Here is a 19,652-nt window from a genome sequence, read left to right as displayed (position 1 = left end):
CTCGCGAACGGATTCACCGGCAGCTTCAGAGCTGGGCGGGTTCGCGAGCAAGCTCGCTCCTACAGGGAGAAATCTGGCGCTCAGGGATACTCGATTTCCACCACGAACCACAGCTTCTCGCCGGATGGGCTGCGCACCATCACCTCGGCGTCCAGCTCCTTGCCCACCAGGGCACGGGCCAGGGGCGAGTCGATGCTGATGTGGTTGTTGCGCAGGTCCAGTTCGTCCGGGCCGACGATGCGGTAGCGGGCCTGCTCGCCGTCCTCGTCCTCCAGGGTGACCCAGGCGCCGAAATAGACCTTGTTCGGATCGGCCGGGCGCTCGCTGACCACCTTGCAGTTCTCCAGGCGCTTGCGCAGGAAGCGCACGCGGCTGTCGATCTCGCGCAGCATCTTCTTGCCGTAGGTATATTCGGCGTTCTCCGAGCGGTCGCCTTGCGCGGCGGCCTCGCTGACCGACTGGGTCACTTGCGGCCTGCGCACGTTCCACAGCTCGTGCAGCTCGGCGCGCAGGCGTGCTTCGCCTTCGGGAGTGATCAGCGGTGTACCGGCGGGGCGGGGCGGGCGATAGCGGCTCATGGCATCCAGTGCGGCGAAAGTGATCGGGGCAGTCTACCCGATCAGCTCTCGCGCAGCAGGCGCAATGGGCTAACGTTGAGCGCGCGCCGCGTGCCCAGCAAGCCTGCACCGCCCACCAGCAGCGCGCCCAGCACCGGCAGTGCCAGCAGCCAGGGATGCGGGCTCCACGGCAGGTCGAAGACCAACCGGTAGAGCAGGTAGCTGATCAGTTCGCAGCCCAGCGCCGCCAGCAGGCCGCTGACCGCGCCAAGGAGCGCGAACTCGCTGCGCCGCGTGCGCATCAGCAAGCCGCGTTCGGCGCCCAGTGCACGCAGCAACGCACCCTGGCGCAGGCGTTCGTCGAGGGTCGCCTGCAGGCCGGCGAACAACACCACGAAGCCGGCCGCGAGGACGAACACCAGCACGTACTCCACCGCCAGCGTCACCTGGTCGAGGATGCTGCGCAATTGCGCGAGCAGCGCGTCCACCGGCAGCAGGGTGACGGTGGGGTAGGCGCGGGCCAGTTCGATCAGCTGGCGCTCCTGGCTGGCCGGCAGGTAGAAGCTGGTCAGGTAGGTCACCGGCAGGTCGGTCAGCGTACCGGGCTCGAAGACCATGAAGAAGTTCGGCTGGAAGTTGTCCCACTTCACCGAGCGCAGGCTGCGGACCTGCGCTTCACGGATCTGCCCGGCGACGGTGAAGCTCAGGTGATCGCCGACCTTCAGACCGAGATTGCCGGCGAGTTTCTCTTCCACCGAGACGCCCGGCAGCTCGCTTTTCTCGCCGCTCTGCCACCAGTTGCCAGCGACTATCTGGTTGCCCGAAGGCAGGCGCGCCGACCAGGTCAGGCCGAGGTCCCGGTGCAGGGCGCGTTCGCTGCGCACATCTTCCTTCAGGGTCTGGACCGGCTTGCCGTTCACCGCTACCAGCCGGCCGGGGACCATCGGGTAGAGGTCTTCGGCGTTGGGCGACAATGCCTTCACCCGCTGCTCGAAGGCGTCTTTCTCGGCGGGCAGGATGTTCAGGGCGAAGTGGTTCGGTGCGTTGGCCGGCAATTGGGAATGCCAGGTGTCCAGCAACTCGCCGCGCAGCAGGGCGATCAGCGCCATGGCCAGCAGGATCAGGCCGAAGGCCAGGCTCTGCCCGGCAGCGGCCAGCGGGTATCGCAGCAGCTGGCCCAGGCCCAGCCGCCACGGCAGGCTGGCGCCCTGGAGCGCGCGGCGCAGGCCGCGCAAGGCCAGCAGCAGGATGAAGCCGAGGATCACCGCGGCAATGGCGCCGCCGCCGAGCAGGGCGAGGGTGAGTTTCAGGTCCAGGCTCAGGCGCCACATGATCAGGCCGAGTGCGAGCAGGGCGCAGCCGTAGGCGGCCCAGGTGCGCATCGGGACGGGCAGCAGGTCGCTGCGCAGCACTCGCAGCGGCGGCACGCGACCGAGGGCGGCGAGCGGTGGCAGGGCGAAGCCGGCCAGCGCGACCAGGCCGGTGGCCATGCCGGCCAGCGCGGGGACTATGCCGGCATCGGGGATTTCCGGCGGCAACAGGTTGCCCAGCAGATGCATCAGGCCGAGCTGCGCGAGCCAGCCGAGGAGCGCGCCGCAGACACTGGCAACCAGTCCCAGCGTGAGCAGTTGGCTGCCATACAGCAGCAGGGCTTCGCGGCGCGACAGGCCCAGGCAGCGCAGCAGTGCGCTGGCATCGAAGCGGCGGGTGGCGAAGCGGTTGGCCGACAGCGCCACGGCCACGCCGGCGAGCAGTACGGCGGCAAGGCTGGCGAGGTTCAGGTAGCGTTCGGCGCGGCCCAGGGCATCGCCGATCTGGCGGTTGCCGTGGTGGGCGTCCTGCAGTTCCTGGTTGGCGGCAAGGCTGCCCCGGGTCGCCTGTCGGTAGGTTTGCAGCGCGTCGTGCGCGCCGCCCCAGAGGTCGCGATAGCGCACCCGGCTGCCGGGCTGCACCACGCCGGTAGCGTCCAGGTCGTGCAGGCTCATCATCACGCGCGGGGTCAGGCTGTAGAAGTCGCCGGCGCGATCTGGTTCATAGGTCAGCACGCGGGCGATGCGCAGGGACTTGCGGCCGATGTCGACGCTGTCGCCGATCTTCAGGTCGAGACTGGCCAGCAGGCGCGATTCGACCCAGATTTCGCCGGAAGCGGGGCGGCCGCCTTCGACTTCCGGCTGCAAGGGGGCAGGCGCGCTCTTCAGTTCGCCACGCAGCGGATAGCTGTCGCCGACCGCCTTCACGCTGCTCAGCTGGATGCCGTTGTCGGTGGCGACCACGCTGGAGAATTCCACGCTCTGCGCGTGCTGCAGGCCGAGCTTCAGGCCACGGTCGATCTGGTGCTGTTGCGCGGGTTGGGTGCCGGTGAGTACCAGGTCCGCGCCGAGGAATTCGGCGGCGCGCACCAGCATGGCGCCGTTGAGTCGCGCACTGAAATAACCGATGGCGGAACTCGCCGCCACCGCCACCAGCAGGGCGAAGAACAGCACGCGCAGCTCGCCGCTGCGGCCCTCGCGCCACAGCTGGCGCAGGGACAGGCGGAACAGGTTGGGCAGCGACAGTGGCTTCATCGGCTCTCGTCCGTCAGGGTTCGACGTGGTCGATCAGGTGGCCGCTTTCCAGGCGGATCTGGCGCTGGCAGCGGTGGGCGAGGCGCTCGTCGTGGGTGACCAGGACGAGGGTGGTGCCGCGCTCGCGGTTCAGCTCGAAAAGCAGGTCGCTGATGCGCTCGCCGGTGTGGGTGTCGAGGTTGCCGGTGGGTTCGTCGGCGAACAGTACGTCCGGTTCGGCAGCGAAGGCGCGGGCGATGGCGACCCGCTGCTGTTCACCCCCGGAGAGTTGGCGCGGGTAATGGGTCAGGCGCTGGCCGAGGCCGACGCGCTCGAGCAACTCGCGGGCGCGCTGTTCGGCATCCTTCCGGCCATCCAGCTCCAGCGGCAGCATGACGTTTTCCAGGGCATTGAGGCTGTCGAGCAGCTGGAACGACTGGAAGACGAAGCCGACGTGGGCCGCGCGGACCCGCGCGCGCTGGTCCTCATCGAGGCTGCCGAGGGTGTGGCCGAGCAGAACGATCTCGCCGCCGCTGGGCAGGTCCAGCCCGGCGAGCAGTCCCAGGAGCGTGGATTTGCCCGAGCCGGAACTGCCGACGATGGCGAGGCTGTCACCGCGGGCGAGGTCGAGGGAAAGGTCATGGAGGATGGTCAGCTTGCCTTCCGCGCTGGAAACAACCTTGCTAAGGTTCCGCGCGGTGAGAATGCGTTCGCTCATGGAGAATCCGATGCGTGCATGGCTAATGGGCGGCTGCCTGGCGTTGCTTCTGATCACGCAGCAGGCCGCGGCGCAGACGCTGTTGGTCGTCGGCGATAGTATCAGCGCCGGTTTGGGGCTGGATACCAGCCAGGGCTGGGTCAGCCTGCTGGACAAGCGCTTGAAGGAGCAGGGTTTCGACTACCGGGTGGTGAATGCGTCGATCTCCGGCGACACCACGGCAGGAGGCCTCGCGCGGCTGCCGGCGCTGCTTTCGGAGCAGAAGCCGAAGCTGGTGGTGATCGAGCTGGGCGGCAACGATGGCCTGCGCGGGATGGCGCCGGCGCAATTGCAACAGAATCTTAATGCCATGGTGCAGCAGTCGCGGGAGGCGGGCGCCAGGGTGATCCTGCTCGGCATGCGCCTGCCGCCCAATTACGGACAGCGCTACACCGACGCTTTCGCCAAGGTCTTCGACAGCGTGGCGAGCGAGCAGAGGATTGCGCTGGTGCCGTTCTTCCTCGACGGGGTAGGCGGCGTGCAGGACATGATGCAGGTCGACGGCATCCATCCGGCGGTGGCGGCGCAGCCCAGGCTGCTGGACAACGTCTGGCCGACGCTCAAGCCTCTGTTGTAGCCAGCGGCAGTCGAGGCATCGCCGCTGCGTTAAAACGAAGAATCGAGGCTTCCCCGCGCCCGGCCTTTCGGCTATGTTTGCGCACCCTTCTGGAACCCCCTATGTCGCGCCCCGCCTGGACCCTTTTCGCCTACCAGTTGATCGAGCCCGATGAGCAACTGGACCTGTTCGCCTGCCGCGAGGTCCGGGTGCATCTTGTCGCGCGCCAGCTGGAACTGGGAACCCCGGCTGACCGCACGCTTTGCGGCAGCCTGCTGCCGGCGCAACCGATGTGGCGCGGAGCCGAGAAGCCGCTGCTGCGTGATCGGCGCATCTGCGCGGCCTGCCTGAAACAACTGGAAGAGGAAAAGCGCGGCGCGCGGAGTTCCTGGCTCGTCTGATATCTCCCGTTGACGGGGCTTGCGGTGGTAAACTGATCACCCTTTGCTCATTGCCCACGTCAAGGATCCTCGGATGTTGTCGCGCGTCATTGCCGCCTGCTCGCTGTCCCTCGCCGCGCTGCTCTCGGCCGGCCCCGTTTCCGCCATTGAATTGCCGCTGCCGGCGCCGGGCGACGATATCGTCGGCCAGGTCCAGGTGATCAAGGCCAAGTACGAAGACACCTTCGCCGACCTTGGCGAGAAATATGGCCTCGGCTACTCCGAGATGATCGCTGCCAACCCGGGCGTCGATGCGTGGCTGCCGGGTGTCGGCACCGAGATCATCATTCCGACCCGTTTCGTCCTGCCGGCGGGGCCGCGCGAAGGCGTGGTGATCAACCTCGCCGAGTACCGCCTGTACTACTTCCCCAAGGACAAGAACGTCGTCTACACCTATGCCCTGGGCATCGGTCGTGAGGGCTGGGGCTCGCCGGTGGGCAGCACCAGCGTCATTGCCAAGACCAAGGACCCGGCCTGGTACCCGCCGGCATCGATCCGCGCCGAGCACGCCGCCGACGGCGACCCGCTGCCGTCCGTGGTGCCGCCGGGTCCGGACAACCCGCTGGGCCCGTACAAGATGAGCCTGGGCTTCCATGGCTACCTGATCCACGGTTCGAACAAGAAGTTCGGCATCGGCACCCGCACCAGCCACGGTTGCTTCCGCATGTACAACTGGGACGTGACCCAGCTGTTCTCGATGATTCCGGTGGGCACCAAGGTGCGCATCATCAACGAGCCCTACAAGTTCGGCCGCAGCGAAGGCAAGATCTACCTCGAAGCCCACGCGCCGATCGACGACAACGGTGATCCTTCCGTGGTCGACAAGCACACCGCGGTGATCAATGCGCTGCTCAAGCGCGAGGACATCGCCAGCCAGATGCAGATGGACTGGAATGTGGTGCGCGAAGTCGTCGCCGCGGAAGACGGTCTGCCGGTCGCCATCGCCCAGCCGCAGCAGGTGCAGGGCGGGTCGGTTGCCGCCACTGTCGATCAGGACGCCATGCCGCTGCAGTAACCCGCAGCGCGCCATCGAAGAGCCCGCCGACCGTTACCGGTCGAGCGGGCTTTTTGTTGCCTGCCGCCTGCTGGGCGATAAATCGCAGGCATAAAAAAACCGACCCCGAAGGGTCGGTTTTTCGAACAGATCCGAAGATCTATTACTTGCGGCTGGCTTTGTCCAGCATACGCAGGGCGCGCTCGTTAGCCTCGTCAGCGGTCTGCTGGGCTTTCTGAGCGGCGGCCAGAGCTTCGTCAGCCTTGCGATAGGCTTCATCGGCACGGGCTTGAGCGCGAGCAGCGGCGTCTTCAGTAGCGGTCAGACGTGCTTCGGTTTCTTTCGAGTGGCTGCTGCAACCGGTGGCCAGAACAGCAGCCAGAGCCAGAGCAGAGAATTTCAGAACGTTGTTCATCGTGTTCCCCTTAAGGTGGACATTTCCATTAAAAGCAATCTCCCATGACTGGGAAATTAGCCGGACTACATAGTACCCATTACTTGTAGTAAGTAAACTGACCAAGCGCAAGTACGGCACTTTTTTTTCATGTTAGGTGGCTCTTCGCAGTTGTGCGAGGCCGATTTGGGCAAAAACTGTCCAATCTGGCAAAGGAGTGTTACCAAAGGGCGTCAGGTGGGGCGCTGAGGCAGGTTTGCCGCCTTCGGAACCAAGCTTGCGGATTAGTGTCGACAATGGTCGAACTACTGTTTAATCACCGTTGTGCAGTTGTCCGGCGGACAACTTGCAACTAGGTCGCAACAGGTGAAGAAAGTGTGAAGGGCGAAAACGAAAAAGCCCGGCTAATTGCTTAGCCGGGCTTTTTCATGAATCTGGCGGTGAGGGAGGGATTCGAACCCTCGATACGATTTCTCGTATACACACTTTCCAGGCGTGCTCCTTCAACCGCTCGGACACCTCACCAGATTTCTCGACAGCGCTGTGTCTGTCGAGGCGCGCACTTTACTCAAAGGTTTCCTCCTTGGCAAATCTTTTTTGAAAATTTTTTCCAAGGGATTCATCGGCTTAAGGAGCATGCCCCGGATCGCGGGTACACTGGCGGCTTCTGATACACGCTCGGGTACGTAGGAAAGCGCATGGCCAGCTGGGACATCTTCTGCAGCGTAGTCGACAACTATGGCGATATCGGCGTCACCTGGCGGCTGGCCCGCCAACTGGCCGGTGAACATCGTCAGCAGGTCCGGCTGTGGGTCGACGACCTGGCGGCTTTCGTGCGCATCTGCCCGGCAGCCGATGGCGGGGCCGTGTCACAGCAGCAATCAGGTGTGGAAGTGCGCCTGTGGGCCAGGCCCTGGCAGGACACCCCGGCGGCGGATGTAGTGATCGAAGCCTTCGCCTGCGAGATGCCGGCTGTCTATATAGAAGCGATGATCCGCCGCCAGCGACCGTCGCTGTGGCTGAATCTGGAATACCTCAGTGCCGAATCCTGGGTGGAGTCGTGCCATGCTTTGCCGTCGCTGCAGGCCAATGGGTTGCAGAAGTACTTCTACTTCCCCGGCTTCACCGCCGAGACTGGCGGATTGCTGCGCGAGGGCGACCTGATCGCCCGGCGCGATGCCTTCCAGGCCGATCCATCGGCGAGCCTGCGGTTCCTGCAGGGGCTTGGCGTGCACCCGCTTCCACGGGAGCGACGCATCTCCCTGTTCGCCTACGAGAATGCCGCGTTGGACGGGTGGCTGGACGCACTGGCCGCCAGCCCCGCCAGCACCTTGTTGCTGGTGCCGGAGAGCAGGGTGCTTGCTGATGTCGTGAGCTGGGCCGGGGCAAGCCTGGCAGTCGGCGACCAGTACCGGCGGGACTCCCTGCGCATTCAGGTGCTGCCATTCGTGCGCCAGGAAGACTACGACCCGCTGCTGTGGAGTTGCGACGTCAACGCGGTACGCGGCGAGGATTCCTTCGTGCGGGCGCAGTGGGCGGGTCGGCCTTTCGTCTGGCATATCTATCAGCAGGATGAAGATGTCCATCTGGAGAAGCTGGACGCTTTCCTGGACCTGTTCGGGGAGGGAATGGGGGAGAGCCTGCGGGCAGATCTGCGATCGTTCTGGATGGCCTGGAACGGCCAGGGCAATGCCGGCGAGGCCTGGCAACGGCTGGCAGGCCGGCTCCCGGAGTGGGCCGCATGGAGTGGCGATTGGCAGCGGCGCCTGGAAGAACAAACCGATCTTGCCGCGGGGCTGGTGCGTTTTTATACAAATTGGCTATGATATGGCCCCTGATTTTTGTCTCCAATCCAATCGGATAATCGTATGAAAACCGCACAAGAGTTCCGCGCTGGCCAGGTTGCCAACATCAATGGCGCCCCCTGGGTCATCCAGAAGGCCGAGTTCAACAAGTCCGGCCGTAACTCCGCGGTCGTCAAGATGAAGCTGAAGAACCTGCTGACCGGTGCCGGCACCGAGACCGTGTTCAAGGCCGACGACAAGCTGGAGCCGATCATCCTCGATCGCAAGGAAGTGACTTACTCCTACTTCGCGGACCCGCTGTATGTCTTCATGGACACCGAGTTCAACCAGTACGAGATCGAGAAAGACGATCTGGAAGGCGTGCTGACCTTCATCGAAGACGGCATGACCGACGTCTGCGAAGCCGTCTTCTACAACGAGAAAGTCATCTCCGTTGAACTGCCGACCACCATCGTTCGCGAAATCGTCTACACCGAGCCGGCTGTCCGTGGCGACACCTCCGGTAAAGTGATGAAGACCGCTCGCCTGAAGAACGGTGCTGAAGTCCAGGTTTCCGCCTTCTGCGAAATCGGCGACTCGATCGAGATCGATACCCGTACCGGCGAGTACAAGTCCCGCGTCAAGGCCTGAGCCTGATCGAGACAGAAAAAAGCCCGGCTCATGCCGGGCTTTTTCGTTTCTGCCTTCTGCCTGATCAGACGCTGACGTTCAGTCGCACATCGATGTTGCCGCGGGTGGCGTTGGAGTAGGGGCAGACCTGGTGGGCCTTGGCCACCAGCTCTTCGGCCTCGGCCTTGTCCAGGCCCGGCAGGTTGATGTTCAGCTCCACTTCCAGGCCGAAACCGCCGGGGATCTGGCCGATGCCGACCTTGCCGGTGATCGAGGCGTCCGCCGGGATCTGCTTCTTGCTCTGGCTGGCGACGAACTTGATGGCGCCGATGAAGCAGGCCGAGTAACCGGCGGCGAACAGCTGTTCCGGGTTGGTCGCTTCGCCGCCCGCACCGCCCAGTTCACGCGGGGTGGAGAGTTTCACGTCGAGGATGCCGTCCGAGGAAACGGCGCGGCCGTCACGGCCTCCGGTGGCGGTAGCGGTGGCGGTGTAGAGGGCTTTGATGGTTTGCATGATGGTCTCCGATTCGCTGTCTGGGTGTCTGGAAGAATGTCTGGCTGCTTAATATCTTGTGCGCTAAGCAGTTCGCGAGGTGAAATTTAGTTCGATTTAATTTAGTGCGCAAGATAATTATTGGAAGATTTCCGACTAAGGATCCTGAGTCTTTGGCATAAGCCCCAGATTACGGGGCTTGCAGATGCCCGCGCAGGTCGACGAGCTCCTCCTGAAGGCGCTTCAGACTGTCCAAGGTCAGCCCGCTGCTGGCCAGGATGCAGGCGGGAATGCTCTCCGCCTGCCGGCGCAGGTCGCGGCCCTTTTCGGTCAGGCGAAGCTGCACCACGCGTTCGTCAGCCTGGCTGCGGGTGCGGGTGATCAGCCCCTCGGCTTCCAGGCGCTTGAGCAGGGGCGTGAGGGAGCCAGGGTCGGTAAGCATGCGCGAGCTGATTTCGCCCACAGTGATGCCGTCCTCTTCCCACAGCACCAGCATGGCGATGTATTGCGGATAGGTGAGGCCCAGTTCCTGAAGCAGGGGCTTGTAGACCTTGGTCATCTGCAGGGAAGTGGAATAGAGGGCGAAGCACAGCTGGTTATCCAGCTTGAGGGCTTCACAGGTCGGGTCTGACTTGGTCATGGCGTGCTCCTGGCTGGAGGCTCGAAGCGAAGAGGTGATTGCGCATTAATTTAGCGCGATGGTTAATTCTTGAACAGCGCTTCCGCAAGGGCTGCGTCCCAGGGCGGCGGGAAGCCGAAGCGTTCCATGAGGAAGGCCAGCAGGCGTTCGCTGCGCGGGTGGGTGCCGCGCTCCAGGCGCAGCGCATGGATGACGCCGGGTTCCGGCTCGGGCAGGCCGTTCTCGCAGAACAGCGGCAGCAGTTGGCCGCTGACCAGATACTCGCTGCAGAGCCAGGTCGGCAGGTGCGCCAGCCCGATGCCCTGCAGCGCGCCTTCCACCAGCGTCTCCGCATTGTTGGCGGTCATCCGCAGCCGGCGCGGGCGCAGGTGCTGCAACTTGCCCTCGATAAGGAAGCGCCAGGCCAGCGGCGGCGCCAGGCCTTCCCAGTCGAGGCCGATGTGCTCCGGTAGCTCCAGCGGTGAGGCGGGTTTGCCGTGCTGTTGCAGATAAGCGGGGCTCGCGCAGACGATCCGCCGCATGGGCGCCAGGCGCGTGGCGACCAGGCGGCTGTCGGGCAGGGTGCCGATGCGCAGGACCAGGTCGACCTGGCCGAGGTTCTCCCCGCGGGTGTCGGTGAAGCTGTCGATCAGCCGCAGCTGCACATCCAGGCCGGGGTTGGCGGTGAGGAAATCCGCCAGCGCCGGTGCCAGGTGGCGGCGACCGAAGGGCACGGGAGCATCGATGCGGATCAGTCCTTCCGGCGCGGTGCTCAGGGAAACCGCTTCCGCTCGTGCCTGGCGCAGCTCGATGACGATCCTGCGCGCACGCTCGGCGAACGCCAGGCCGGCCGGCGTGGCGCGCACCTGGTGGGTGCTGCGCACCAGCAGGGTCGAGCCCAATCCTTCCTCCAGGGAGTCCATGCGTCGCGCCACGGCGGAAGGCGTGAGCTGGCGCAGCCGGGCGGCGGCGGAGAAGCTGCCGTTGTCGAGCACGTCCAGGTAGAGGTCGAGCTGGTCTTCGAGGCTGGAAGGATTCATGAGCTTACCGGTTATGCATGAATGGCAAAACCATTGTGCTGCGCTTTGCGTTTCCCATCCAGCCGGCTTTTTCTAGCATGGGCGCATCGTTGTGGAGGTGCGTGATGTGGGATCTGATCCTGGACTTTCTGCTCGGCGTCGTGCTGGGCAGCCTGGGCGGGCTTTTCGGCATTGGGGGCGGGCTGCTGGCGATTCCGGCGCTGGGGGTACTTTTCGGGCTGGATCAGCAACTGGCGCAGGGCACCGCGCTGGTGATGGTGGTACCGAACGTGCTGCTGGCTATCTGGCGTTACCACCAGCGTAACCGCATCGATTTTGCCCAGGCCGGCGTGCTGGCGCTGACCGGTCTGGTGTGCGCGTTCTTCGCTTCCAGCATCGCGGTGAACCTGGATGCCGGCAGCATGCGCACCGCCTTCGTGGTCTTTCTCGTGCTGTTGGCCATCTATCTGCTGGTGCGCCTGTTCCAGCGCGTACCCCCGGGTAGCAACACGCCGCGCTACGGCCTGCCGTGGATGGGCGTGCTGGGGCTGGGGGCCGGTTCGCTGGGTGGGTTGTTCGGTGTGGGCGGTGGTGTGCTGGCCACTCCCGTACTGACCTCGGTGTTCGGCCTGACCCAGGTGATCGCCCAGGGCCTCGCCCTGGCCCTGGCGGCGCCCAGCACGGGGGTAGCGCTGGCGACGTACGCGGCGCACGGTCACGTGGACTGGCGCATGGGCACTGCTTTGGCGCTGGGCGGGCTGCTGAGCATTTCCTGGGGCGTGCGCCTGGCCCATGCGTTGCCGGAGCGTCAGCTGCGCATGGCCTTCAGCGTCTTCCTGATCGTCTGCGCGATATTGCTGGCGGTTCGCTGAGTCGCGTTACGAGCGGAAGCCTTCGACGATGTACTCGGCCAGCTTGTCGGTCACCGGGGTCATCTTCTGTCCGCGCAGCAGCACGATGCTGGCGTTGGGCAGGATCGGCAGGCCTTCGTCTTCGCCGATGATGCGCAGGTTGCCGGTGAGCAGGCTCTGCAGTTGGGCGGTGACGGCCAGGCCGGCGCTGGCCACGGCAAACAGGGCCGACAGGCTCGGGCTGCTGTAGGCGATGCGGTAATCCACTTCCATTGCCTCCAGGGCATTGCAGGCCCAGGCGCGGCAGAAGCAGGCGGTGTTGAACATCGCCAGCGGCAGCGGGCGCTGCTCCTGCGGACAGAAGCTTTCGGCGGCCATCCAGACGAAGGATTCCTGGCGCAGCAACTGGCCGATCTCGGTGCCCGGCTCGCGGGTGACGATGGACAGGTCGAGGTCGTTGCGCAGCAGCAACTGTGCGGACGACTCGCAGTGCACCTCGACCTGCACCAGTGGGTAGGCCTCGGCGAAGCGCGAGAGGATGCTGGGCAGGAAGCGCATCACGTAGTCGTCCGGCGTACCGATCTTCACCGAGCCGACCATGTGCGGCTGGCGGAAGGTGTTGAACACCTCGCCCTGCAATCGCAGGATTCGCCGCGCGTAGCCCAGCAGGATCTGCCCCTCCGGCGTCAGGCGCACCTGGCGGCCGTCGCGCTCGAACAGGCTGCGTTCCAGCACATCCTCTTCCAGCCTTTTCATCTGCATGCTCACGGCCGACTGCGTGCGGTTGACCATCTCGGCCGCGCGGGTGAAGCCGCCGTGGTCGGCGATGGCGACGAAGGTGCGCAGCAATTCGCTGTCGATGCTGGGGAAGCTGCTCATTCATCAATCTCCGAGATGGGTCGCATAAGAATGATTCGTTGGATTGATCTTAGCGCGAGCGGGAAACTGCATCCAACCCCACTGGGAGGGAAGCATGATGAAAGGTCAACTTGGTTTCGTAGCAGCGTCCTACCATGTCCACAAATCCTCTGGTCACAAAGCCGCGGCCGCACCGCTGTGGAAACGCGCCGTGCAACGTGTCCTGCACTGGCACGAACTGGCCCGCCAGCGTCGTGAGCTGGCGACCATGAGCGATGAGGCGCTCAAGGATATCGGCCTGACCCGCGCCGACATCCAGCAGGAAGTCGAGCGCCCCTTCTGGGCGGACCAGGTCCGCCGTTGAGCCCGCCGGGCGGCACGGATTCCCACCGTGCCGCCCGTCTTTTCAAGCCTGATCAGCGTCATGACAAGGAAGCCCATGTCCCCTCGCTACCACCTCGCCCAGGTCAACATCGCCAAGGCCCGCGCACCGCTGGATCACCCCCTGATGAAGGGCTTCGTCGACCAGCTCGATCACATCAACGCCCTTGCCGAGCGCAGCCCCGGCTTCGTCTGGCGCCTGCAGACGGAGGAGGGCGATGCCACCGCCATTCGTGTCTTCGACGACCCGCTGATCATCGTCAACCTGTCGCTGTGGGCCTCGGTCGAGGCGCTCAAGGACTACGTCTACGGCGGCGAGCATCTGCAGGTATTGCGCAGCAAGCGTGACTGGATGGAGCGTCTGCCTTCGCCGAGCCTCGCTCTCTGGTGGCTGCCCGAAGGCCGGCTGCCGGACGTGACGATGGCCCGCGAGCGCCTGGAGCGTCTGCGGCTGGAAGGCCCTTCGGCGGAGGTCTTCACCTTTGCGCGACCCTTCCCGGCGCCCCAGCGGCTCGGCGAACCCGCCTGATGCAGCCAGGCAGCAATTGGCGTTAGGCTCTAGGGCTTGCCCAGCCGCGGAGTCCACGATGCCGACTGTCGAATCCTTGTCCCTCAAGCAGGCCCGCCGCCTCGCCCTGGCCGCCCAGGGCTTCACGCTGCGCAAACCGGGCGGCGAGGTGCAGCGTCGCCATGTGCGCAGTGTGCTGGAACGACTGGGCGTACTGCAGATCGACTCGGTGAACGCGCTGGTACGCTCGCACTACCTGCCGCTGTTTTCGCGCCTGGGCAACTACTCGCCGACCTTGCTGGAAGAGGCTGCCTGGAGCGGTGGGCGGCACCGCCGGCTCTTCGAATATTGGGGGCATGAAGCTTCGTTGCTGCCACTGCAGCTCTACCCGCTGATGCGTTGGCGGATGCGCCGTGCGGCCGAGGGGCGTGGCATCTACCAGCAGCTGGCGCGCTTCGGGCGGGAGCAGCAAGCCGTGATCCAGCGGGTGCTCGATGCCGTGCGCGAGCAGGGCGCCCTCGGCGCTGGCAGCCTGACCACCCGCCAGGAGCGCGCCGGCCCCTGGTGGGATTGGAGCGATGAGAAGCATGCGCTGGAGTGGCTGTTCGCCGCGGGCGAAGTGACGGTCGCCGGGCGGCGTGGCTTCGAGCGCTTGTATGACCTGCCCGAGCGTGTCCTGCCCGCCGACCTGCTGCAACAGCCGGAGCTGGAGGAAGACGAGGCGCAGCGCCAGTTGCTGCTGCATTCGGCGCAGGCGCTGGGCGTGGCCACCGAGAAGGACCTGCGTGACTATTTCCGCCTGGAGCCTGCCGACAGCAAGGCGCGGCTGGCCGAACTGGTGGAGGCGGGCGAGCTGTTGCCGGTGCAGGTTCAGGGCTGGCAGGCGCCGGCCTACTGCCTGGCGGACCCGGTGATCCCGCGCAAGGTGCACGCCAGTGCCTTGCTTTCGCCCTTCGACTCGCTGGTCTGGGAGCGCGCCCGCACCGAGCGGCTGTTCGACTTCCGCTATCGCCTGGAGATCTACACGCCGCAGCACAAGCGCATTTACGGCTACTACGTGCTGCCGTTCCTGTTCGACGAGCGCCTGGCCGCGCGGGTCGATCTGCGTTCCGACCGGGCTTCCGGAAAGCTGGTGGTGCATGCCGTCCACGAAGAGGAAAAGGGGCTCGGCGAAGCGGGGCATGCCGCATTGGCGCAGCAACTGGGCGAGATGGCGAACTGGCTCGGGCTGGAGCGGGTGGCGGTGAACTGCCGGCGGCCGTCCGGTGAACGTCTGCAAGGACTGCTGGCGCAGGCCTGAAAACAAACGGGCCTCCGAAGAGGCCCGCCTGGGTTCACTTGCCGCTGGCGATGCGCTGGCGGATGTGGTCCGCGCGCTGCTGCGAGCCGGGGTGCGAGTCGAACATGCTGCTTTCCTTGCCGCCGCTGAGCTTGGCCAGCTTGTCGAAGGCGGTGGCCAGGCCGTCGAGCTTGATGCCGCGCTTCTTCAGCAGGTCGAAGGAGTAGTCGTCCGCCGCCGACTCCTGGGACTGGGAGAACTGTGCGTTGACCAGCGCTTCGCCGATCTCGCCCAGCTGCGACTGCGACAGGGCTGCCACGGTGGCGTTACCCGAAGCCGCGGCGGCGTTGCGGGCGGCAGCGGCGCCATAGGCGGTCTGGGTGGCCTTCTTGATGTGGCCCAGGGCGACGTGGCCGATCTCGTGGCCGAGCACGCCTTCCACTTCGTTGTCGTTCATCAGGTCCATCAGGCCGGAGTACACGCGCACGCAGCCGTTGGCCATGGCGAAGGCGTTGACGTCGTCGGTGAGGTAGACCTTGTAGTTGACCGGGGTGCCGTTGAGCGGGTTGCCCAGGGCGGCGGCGATCTTGTCCAGGCGCTGGGTGTAGGGGCTGTTGGCCGGGGCGATCTGCGCCTGGGCATCCTGCTTGGCGCAGGCTTCGTCGGCGACCTGCTTGATCTCGGCGTCGCTGAGCGTGGCGGCTTTCATGGCCATCATGCCCGACTGCATGAGGCTGTCGGTGTTCATGTTCTGGCAGCCGGAAAGCGCTGCGGCGGCGCCGATGACGAGGGCGAGCAGGGAGCGGTGCAGTTGCATCGAAATCTTCCTTGGTTGACGGGTTCCATGACGCGGCGGCTGCCGCGCGGGGCGACACTCTAGGTAGGCGCCCCGGGACCGTCAATTGCGCAAGGGGGTTTTAGGATTGCTCTGAGACCCCCGTCGGATTCAGCGGCGAACCTGCTTCAGCGTTTCCGCGATGAGGAAGGCCAGTTCCAGCGACTGGTCGGCGTTCAGGCGCGGGTCGCAGTGGGTGTGGTAGCGATCGCTCAGGCCATCCTCGGTGATGGGGCGCGCACCGCCGATGCACTCGGTGACGTTCTGCCCGGTCATCTCGATGTGGATGCCGCCGGCGTAGCTGCCCTCGGCCTGGTGCACCTCGAAGAACTGCCGGACCTCGGCGAGGATGCGCGCGAAGTCGCGGGTCTTGTAGCCGCTGGAGGCCTTGATGGTGTTGCCGTGCATGGGGTCGGAACTCCACAGCACCTGCTTGCCTTCGCGCTGCACGGTGCGGATCAGGCGCGGCAGGCCGTCGCCGACCTTGTCCGCGCCCATGCGCACGATGAGGTTGAGGCGGCCGGGGTCGTTGTCCGGGTTGAGGATGTCGATCAGGCGGATCAGCTCGTCGCTGTCCATGCTCGGCCCGACCTTCACGCCGATGGGGTTGCCGACACCGCGCAGCATTTCCACGTGGGCGCCATCGAGCTGGCGGGTGCGGTCGCCGATCCACAGCATGTGCGCCGAGCAGTCGTACCAGCCGCCGGTGAGGCTGTCGCGGCGGATGAAGGCTTCCTCGTAGTTCAGCAGCAGCGCCTCATGGGCGGTGAAGAAGCTGGTTTCGCGCAGCTGCGGTGCAGTGTCCAGGCCGCAGGCGCGCATGAAGGCGAGGGTCTCGTCGATGCGGTCGGCCAGTTGCTGGTAGCGCTCGGACAGCGCCGAGTTGGCGATGAAGTCCAGGTTCCACTGGTGCACCTGGTGCAGGTCGGCGAAGCCGCCGCCGGCGAAGGCGCGCAGCAGGTTCAGCGAGGCGGTGGACTGGTGGTAGGCCTGCAGCAGGCGCTCCGGGTCCGGCACGCGGCTCTTCTCGTCGAAGCCGATGCCGTTGACGATGTCGCCGCGGTAGGCCGGCAGGGTCACGCCGCCGATGGTTTCATCGCCGGAAGAACGCGGTTTGGCGAACTGCCCGGCCATCCGGCCGACTTTCACCACCGGGCAGCCGGCGGCGAAGGTCATCACCACGGCCATCTGCAGCAGCACCTTGAAGGTGTCGCGGATCTTCGCCGCGGAGAACTCGGCGAAGCTCTCGGCACAATCGCCGCCCTGCAGCAGGAACGCTCGGCCGGCGGTGACCTCGGCGAATTGCCGGCGCAGCTCGCGCGCCTCGCCGGCGAACACCAGCGGCGGGAAGCTGGCGAGGGTTCGCTCGACTTCGCTCACACGGTTGGCGTCGGGGTAGGCGGGCTGTTGCTGGATGGGTTTGCTTCTCCAGCTATCGGGGCTCCAGGGCAGGCTCATCGGCGGGGTCTTCGCGGCTGTGGACGGTATCCGCCCATGGTATCAGCTCGGCTTTTGCCCCGCGCGGGCGACGAAAAGGGGGGACATCCTTGTCCAGGGGAACAGGGTAGGGGCGATCAGTCGGCGGCGCAGCGCGCGGCTGCGCACCAGGTTCGAAGTCCCGGCGGGAGAGTGTGTCGTGGGGCTGGATCGCGGAGGGCGTTGCGCTGGCGCATGCTCGGTTGTGCCTCTTGGGCTGTTATTCTTGCGGCCTTGCTGACCTGGCGGTCGTGCTGGCCGTCTTGATTCGAAGGATTATTGCGTGCGCGAGCCCCTGTATTTCAATGGCAATCCGTGCCGTTCGCCGCTGCTGGCGGACCGCATTGTCACGGCTGCTTTGGCCCGGACCCGGTCATGAGCGAAGAGCTGCTGAGCGAGGAACTGCTCATCGTCGAGGAGCGCGATGAATTCGGCGTGATCCGTGTCGTGGAGAGCGGCGCCTTCCGCTACCTGGAGTTCGGCGACGAGGTCGAGCAGAGCTGCGTGCTGATGGGCGATCCGAGCTGGCTGGAGTACGACTACTCGCGCGCCATGCTGGTCGGTGCGCTGTGCCATCCGCGTCCGCGCCGCGCGCTGTTCCTCGGCTTCGGCGCGGGCAGCCTGACCCAGGCGTGCCTGAAGTACCTGCCGCTGGAAGAGGTGGAAGCCATCGAGCTGCGGCCGTCGATCCCGCGCCTGGCCCGCGAGCACCTGGGGCTGACGGAAGACGAGCGCCTGAACCTGCGCATCGGCGACGCGGTGCAGGAACTGGCCGCGTGCGAGCCGGCGGACCTGATCTTCCTCGATCTCTACACCGACACCGGCCCCGCACCGGCGCACATCGCCTGGGATTTCCTCGGTACCTGCCGCGAGCGCCTGCGGCCGGGCGGCTGGCTGGTGATCAACCAGTGGAGCACCGACGATGGCCGCCCGCTGGGCGCCGCGCTGCTGCGCGGACGCTTCCATCGGCATTACTGGGAGTGCCCGGTGCCCGAGGGCAATGTGATCGTCTTCGTGCCCGCGGAGCTGGACCAGGAGCTGAACCTGCGCGGCCTGAAGAAACGCGTCGGCCAGCTCGAACCCAGGCTGGGCTATTCATTGCGCTCCTACATCGAGTCACTGCGGCCGGCGCAGTGACTCGCTGTCGAAGAGTCCCTCAGGGAATCTGGTAGCTGAAGGCGAAGTTCAGACGCGGGCTGCGTTCGTTGTTGTCCAGTGCGCGATCGCCAAAGGGCTTGGCGACTTCCATCGACACCAGGTAGTGCTTGCGGTTGGACAGGCGCACACCCAGCGCCGCCGAGCCGAGCTTGCCTTCGCTCAGGCCGTCCTGGTTGTAGCGGGTGCGCGCGGTGTCGACGACGAAGTAGGGCTGGATCTGGTTGAGCACCACGCTCTGCCGCAGGAAGGAATAGTTCACCTCGTAGGAGGCGCCCCAGCCCTTGTCGCCGCTGGCCTGGTCGTCCGGATAGCCACGACCGAAGTTGCCGCCGCCGTAGGTGACCTGTTCGGAGTCGGGCAGCACGTCGTCGCTCCACTGGAAGGCCGCCGTCAGCACACCCTGCCAGTTGGAGCCGAACTGGTCCTGCTGCGCGCCGTAGCCGAGCAGGCGGGTGAAGTTCTTCTTGATCGGTTCCGGCGCTTCCGCGCCCATGCCGTTGAGTCCCTGGTAAACCGCGACGCTGCCGGCGCGTACGCGCTTCTCGGCGAACTGCTGGACGACGGTTTCGATCCCCGCGACGCGCAGCTTGCTCTTCTGCTCGATGCGATAGGGAATGGCCGGGTAGACCAGGTCGTAGGTGCTGGTGTCGTTGACCGTGTAGCCGCGCAGGTTGAGGTCCCAGGTCAGGTCGCGACGCAGCACCAGCGGGATGCCCAGGCCGGCGCTGACCCGCTCGTTCTGCCGTTTGCGTTCGAACTCCAGGCCGCTGGCCAGGCGCAGGTTCTCGCCGGGGCGCGAGTTGTACTTGCTGTAGCCAGCCAGCAGTTGCACGCCGTTGTCGCCCAGCAACTGGCTGTAGTTCCACGCGCGGTAGTACTCGTGGTCGTCGCCCGGCGGGTAGAGGTAGCTGAACTGCAGTTGCTCGCCCCAGCCGAGCATCGACATCACTTCGGCGTTGAACAGCCCGCGCTGCTCGCCGCGGCGCGAGTCGAGGTTCATCCCGGTGTCGAAGCGCTTCTGCTTGCCGGCCAGTTCCAGCACGGCGCCGCCGTCGCTGGTGGTGGGCGGGTTGAGCGCCATGGCCATCTGCATGCCGGGCACCCGGCTCATCAGCACGCTGAAGCGCTCGAAACTTTCGCGGGTCAGGGGCTTTTCCGCCTTCAGCTTCTCGATCCAGCGGTCCACGCGCATCTGGTGCACGCCCAGGTCACCGGCGGAGCGGACCTGGCTGATGTGGCCCTCGACCAGCACGATGCGCGCGACGCCGCTGCGAAAATCCTGGTTGGGCACGTAGGCGAAGGAGATGAAGTAGCCGTCGTCCTGGTAGCGCTGGGTGATGGCCTTGGCCGCCGCCACCAGTTCGCTGACCTGGATGGTGCGCCGGGTCAGCGGCTCCAGCAGCGGTTTCCAGGTTTCGACGGGGTAGTGCTTGCCGCCGGCCAGCTCGATGCGCTTGATGCGGATGCGCTGCTGGAGGATCTGGGCGGGTTGGGTGGCGGAAGGCTCGGGGGTGGTGACC

At 65.7% G+C, this 19,652-nt stretch carries 21 protein-coding genes and 1 tRNA gene; 10 read left to right on the top strand and 12 right to left on the bottom strand.

Annotated features, from left to right (window positions below):
- Positions 1-80 precede the first annotated feature (80 nt).
- From greB to ACCC94_RS16845, 3 genes are read right to left on the bottom strand one after another with little or no spacing between them, the layout of a single operon-like run.
- Entirely contained in the window at positions 81-578 is a 498-nt protein-coding gene (gene greB / locus ACCC94_RS16855; protein ID WP_236170820.1) for a transcription elongation factor GreB, read from the bottom strand.
- A gap of 41 nt (positions 579-619) precedes the next feature.
- On the bottom strand, positions 620-3,121 hold the full coding sequence (locus tag ACCC94_RS16850) for an ABC transporter permease (RefSeq protein WP_413350618.1): 2,502 nt from the start codon (positions 3,119-3,121) through the stop codon (positions 620-622).
- A 13-nt stretch (positions 3,122-3,134) separates the two neighbouring features.
- Positions 3,135-3,818, bottom strand: coding sequence for an ABC transporter ATP-binding protein (locus ACCC94_RS16845; RefSeq protein ID WP_413350617.1), 684 nt, complete (start codon positions 3,816-3,818; stop codon positions 3,135-3,137).
- A gap of 10 nt (positions 3,819-3,828) precedes the next feature.
- Here ACCC94_RS16845 and ACCC94_RS16840 point away from each other — a divergent pair, with 10 nt between their 5' ends.
- The 3 genes from ACCC94_RS16840 (at position 3,829) to ACCC94_RS16830 (ending at position 5,868) form a co-directional block, all read left to right on the top strand.
- Positions 3,829-4,434 carry an arylesterase gene (locus tag ACCC94_RS16840; RefSeq protein WP_413350615.1) on the top strand — a complete coding sequence of 202 codons (606 nt, stop codon included), beginning with the start codon at positions 3,829-3,831 and terminating at the stop codon, positions 4,432-4,434.
- Positions 4,435-4,535: 101 nt separating this feature from the next.
- Positions 4,536-4,814 carry a hypothetical protein gene (locus ACCC94_RS16835; RefSeq protein ID WP_017517005.1) on the top strand — a complete coding sequence of 93 codons (279 nt, stop codon included), beginning with the start codon at positions 4,536-4,538 and terminating at the stop codon, positions 4,812-4,814.
- A 73-nt stretch (positions 4,815-4,887) separates the two neighbouring features.
- Entirely contained in the window at positions 4,888-5,868 is a 981-nt protein-coding gene (locus ACCC94_RS16830) for a L,D-transpeptidase family protein (RefSeq protein ID WP_413350614.1), read from the top strand.
- A gap of 142 nt (positions 5,869-6,010) precedes the next feature.
- Here ACCC94_RS16830 and oprI read toward each other — a convergent pair whose 3' ends face one another.
- Positions 6,011-6,262, bottom strand: coding sequence for an outer membrane lipoprotei OprI (oprI, locus tag ACCC94_RS16825; protein WP_017517003.1), 252 nt, complete (start codon positions 6,260-6,262; stop codon positions 6,011-6,013).
- A 414-nt stretch (positions 6,263-6,676) separates the two neighbouring features.
- A tRNA-Ser gene (locus tag ACCC94_RS16820) sits at positions 6,677-6,766 on the bottom strand.
- Positions 6,767-6,939: 173 nt separating this feature from the next.
- On the opposite strand from ACCC94_RS16820, the gene earP reads away from it, so the two are divergent.
- On the top strand, positions 6,940-8,067 hold the full coding sequence (gene earP, locus ACCC94_RS16815) for an elongation factor P maturation arginine rhamnosyltransferase EarP (RefSeq protein WP_413350613.1): 1,128 nt from the start codon (positions 6,940-6,942) through the stop codon (positions 8,065-8,067).
- A 42-nt stretch (positions 8,068-8,109) separates the two neighbouring features.
- The gene (efp, locus tag ACCC94_RS16810) at positions 8,110-8,676 is read left to right on the top strand and encodes an elongation factor P (RefSeq protein ID WP_017517001.1); all 567 of its coding nucleotides are present in this window, start codon (positions 8,110-8,112) and stop codon (positions 8,674-8,676) included.
- A gap of 64 nt (positions 8,677-8,740) precedes the next feature.
- Here efp and ACCC94_RS16805 read toward each other — a convergent pair whose 3' ends face one another.
- The 3 genes from ACCC94_RS16805 to ACCC94_RS16795 all read right to left on the bottom strand — a co-directional run bounded on the left by ACCC94_RS16805 (position 8,741) and on the right by ACCC94_RS16795 (position 10,807).
- Positions 8,741-9,169, bottom strand: coding sequence for an organic hydroperoxide resistance protein (locus ACCC94_RS16805; RefSeq protein WP_413350612.1), 429 nt, complete (start codon positions 9,167-9,169; stop codon positions 8,741-8,743).
- 169 nt (positions 9,170-9,338) lie between these two features.
- On the bottom strand, positions 9,339-9,788 hold the full coding sequence (locus ACCC94_RS16800) for a MarR family winged helix-turn-helix transcriptional regulator (protein ID WP_413350611.1): 450 nt from the start codon (positions 9,786-9,788) through the stop codon (positions 9,339-9,341).
- Positions 9,789-9,850: 62 nt separating this feature from the next.
- Positions 9,851-10,807: a LysR substrate-binding domain-containing protein gene (locus tag ACCC94_RS16795; protein WP_413350610.1), complete on the bottom strand. Its 957-nt coding sequence runs from the start codon at positions 10,805-10,807 to the stop codon at positions 9,851-9,853.
- Positions 10,808-10,911: 104 nt separating this feature from the next.
- On the opposite strand from ACCC94_RS16795, the gene ACCC94_RS16790 reads away from it, so the two are divergent.
- Positions 10,912-11,658, top strand: coding sequence for a sulfite exporter TauE/SafE family protein (locus ACCC94_RS16790; protein WP_413350608.1), 747 nt, complete (start codon positions 10,912-10,914; stop codon positions 11,656-11,658).
- A 6-nt stretch (positions 11,659-11,664) separates the two neighbouring features.
- Here the strand turns inward: ACCC94_RS16790 and ACCC94_RS16785 are convergent, their stop codons facing one another.
- Positions 11,665-12,516, bottom strand: a complete 852-nt coding sequence (locus ACCC94_RS16785) for a LysR family transcriptional regulator (protein WP_413350607.1) — start codon at positions 12,514-12,516, stop codon at positions 11,665-11,667.
- A gap of 97 nt (positions 12,517-12,613) precedes the next feature.
- On the opposite strand from ACCC94_RS16785, the gene ACCC94_RS16780 reads away from it, so the two are divergent.
- From ACCC94_RS16780 to ACCC94_RS16770, 3 genes are all read left to right on the top strand, one after another.
- The gene (locus ACCC94_RS16780) at positions 12,614-12,859 is read left to right on the top strand and encodes a DUF1127 domain-containing protein (RefSeq protein WP_413350606.1); all 246 of its coding nucleotides are present in this window, start codon (positions 12,614-12,616) and stop codon (positions 12,857-12,859) included.
- A gap of 75 nt (positions 12,860-12,934) precedes the next feature.
- Positions 12,935-13,405, top strand: a complete 471-nt coding sequence (locus ACCC94_RS16775) for a DUF3291 domain-containing protein (RefSeq protein ID WP_413350605.1) — start codon at positions 12,935-12,937, stop codon at positions 13,403-13,405.
- Positions 13,406-13,463: 58 nt separating this feature from the next.
- On the top strand, positions 13,464-14,684 hold the full coding sequence (locus ACCC94_RS16770; RefSeq protein ID WP_413350604.1) for a winged helix-turn-helix domain-containing protein: 1,221 nt from the start codon (positions 13,464-13,466) through the stop codon (positions 14,682-14,684).
- 34 nt (positions 14,685-14,718) lie between these two features.
- Here ACCC94_RS16770 and ACCC94_RS16765 read toward each other — a convergent pair whose 3' ends face one another.
- Both ACCC94_RS16765 and ACCC94_RS16760 read right to left on the bottom strand, forming a co-directional pair.
- The gene (locus tag ACCC94_RS16765) at positions 14,719-15,480 is read right to left on the bottom strand and encodes a M48 family metallopeptidase (protein WP_413350603.1); all 762 of its coding nucleotides are present in this window, start codon (positions 15,478-15,480) and stop codon (positions 14,719-14,721) included.
- A gap of 129 nt (positions 15,481-15,609) precedes the next feature.
- Positions 15,610-16,956, bottom strand: coding sequence for a class II 3-deoxy-7-phosphoheptulonate synthase (locus ACCC94_RS16760; protein ID WP_413350602.1), 1,347 nt, complete (start codon positions 16,954-16,956; stop codon positions 15,610-15,612).
- 393 nt (positions 16,957-17,349) lie between these two features.
- Here ACCC94_RS16760 and ACCC94_RS16755 point away from each other — a divergent pair, with 393 nt between their 5' ends.
- Positions 17,350-18,111, top strand: a complete 762-nt coding sequence (locus ACCC94_RS16755; RefSeq protein WP_413350601.1) for a spermidine synthase — start codon at positions 17,350-17,352, stop codon at positions 18,109-18,111.
- Between the two features lie 19 nt (positions 18,112-18,130).
- Here ACCC94_RS16755 and ACCC94_RS16750 read toward each other — a convergent pair.
- On the bottom strand, positions 18,131-19,652 hold a 1,522-nt coding region (locus ACCC94_RS16750; RefSeq protein ID WP_413350599.1), incomplete at its 5' end, for a ShlB/FhaC/HecB family hemolysin secretion/activation protein.

It is taken from the genome of Pseudomonas sp. Pseusp97 (assembly GCF_047304025.1).
GTDB lineage: Bacteria > Pseudomonadota > Gammaproteobacteria > Pseudomonadales > Pseudomonadaceae > Pseudomonas.
The sequence above is the reverse complement of the archived record's forward strand: the minus strand, read 5'-3'. Positions and strand labels throughout refer to the sequence as shown.

What these genes read in the sequence shown, in the direction of transcription:
- ACCC94_RS16835 (WP_017517005.1), top strand. Translation starts at nt 4,536, where the DNA reads ATGTCGCGCCCCGCCTGGACCCTTTTCGCCTACCAGTTGATCGAGCCC.
- ACCC94_RS16770 (WP_413350604.1), top strand. Translation starts at nt 13,464, where the DNA reads ATGCCGACTGTCGAATCCTTGTCCCTCAAGCAGGCCCGCCGCCTCGCC.
- ACCC94_RS16830 (WP_413350614.1), top strand. Translation starts at nt 4,888, where the DNA reads ATGTTGTCGCGCGTCATTGCCGCCTGCTCGCTGTCCCTCGCCGCGCTG.
- ACCC94_RS16755 (WP_413350601.1), top strand. Translation starts at nt 17,350, where the DNA reads ATGAGCGAAGAGCTGCTGAGCGAGGAACTGCTCATCGTCGAGGAGCGC.
- ACCC94_RS16805 (WP_413350612.1), bottom strand. Translation starts at nt 9,169, where the DNA reads ATGCAAACCATCAAAGCCCTCTACACCGCCACCGCTACCGCCACCGGA.
- ACCC94_RS16775 (WP_413350605.1), top strand. Translation starts at nt 12,935, where the DNA reads ATGTCCCCTCGCTACCACCTCGCCCAGGTCAACATCGCCAAGGCCCGC.
- ACCC94_RS16780 (WP_413350606.1), top strand. Translation starts at nt 12,614, where the DNA reads ATGAAAGGTCAACTTGGTTTCGTAGCAGCGTCCTACCATGTCCACAAA.
- earP (WP_413350613.1), top strand. Translation starts at nt 6,940, where the DNA reads ATGGCCAGCTGGGACATCTTCTGCAGCGTAGTCGACAACTATGGCGAT.
- oprI (WP_017517003.1), bottom strand. Translation starts at nt 6,262, where the DNA reads ATGAACAACGTTCTGAAATTCTCTGCTCTGGCTCTGGCTGCTGTTCTG.
- ACCC94_RS16800 (WP_413350611.1), bottom strand. Translation starts at nt 9,788, where the DNA reads ATGACCAAGTCAGACCCGACCTGTGAAGCCCTCAAGCTGGATAACCAG.
- ACCC94_RS16850 (WP_413350618.1), bottom strand. Translation starts at nt 3,121, where the DNA reads ATGAAGCCACTGTCGCTGCCCAACCTGTTCCGCCTGTCCCTGCGCCAG.
- ACCC94_RS16845 (WP_413350617.1), bottom strand. Translation starts at nt 3,818, where the DNA reads ATGAGCGAACGCATTCTCACCGCGCGGAACCTTAGCAAGGTTGTTTCC.
- ACCC94_RS16840 (WP_413350615.1), top strand. Translation starts at nt 3,829, where the DNA reads ATGCGTGCATGGCTAATGGGCGGCTGCCTGGCGTTGCTTCTGATCACG.
- ACCC94_RS16795 (WP_413350610.1), bottom strand. Translation starts at nt 10,807, where the DNA reads ATGAATCCTTCCAGCCTCGAAGACCAGCTCGACCTCTACCTGGACGTG.
- greB (WP_236170820.1), bottom strand. Translation starts at nt 578, where the DNA reads ATGAGCCGCTATCGCCCGCCCCGCCCCGCCGGTACACCGCTGATCACT.
- ACCC94_RS16765 (WP_413350603.1), bottom strand. Translation starts at nt 15,480, where the DNA reads ATGCAACTGCACCGCTCCCTGCTCGCCCTCGTCATCGGCGCCGCCGCA.
- ACCC94_RS16790 (WP_413350608.1), top strand. Translation starts at nt 10,912, where the DNA reads ATGTGGGATCTGATCCTGGACTTTCTGCTCGGCGTCGTGCTGGGCAGC.
- ACCC94_RS16785 (WP_413350607.1), bottom strand. Translation starts at nt 12,516, where the DNA reads ATGAGCAGCTTCCCCAGCATCGACAGCGAATTGCTGCGCACCTTCGTC.
- ACCC94_RS16760 (WP_413350602.1), bottom strand. Translation starts at nt 16,956, where the DNA reads ATGAGCCTGCCCTGGAGCCCCGATAGCTGGAGAAGCAAACCCATCCAG.
- efp (WP_017517001.1), top strand. Translation starts at nt 8,110, where the DNA reads ATGAAAACCGCACAAGAGTTCCGCGCTGGCCAGGTTGCCAACATCAAT.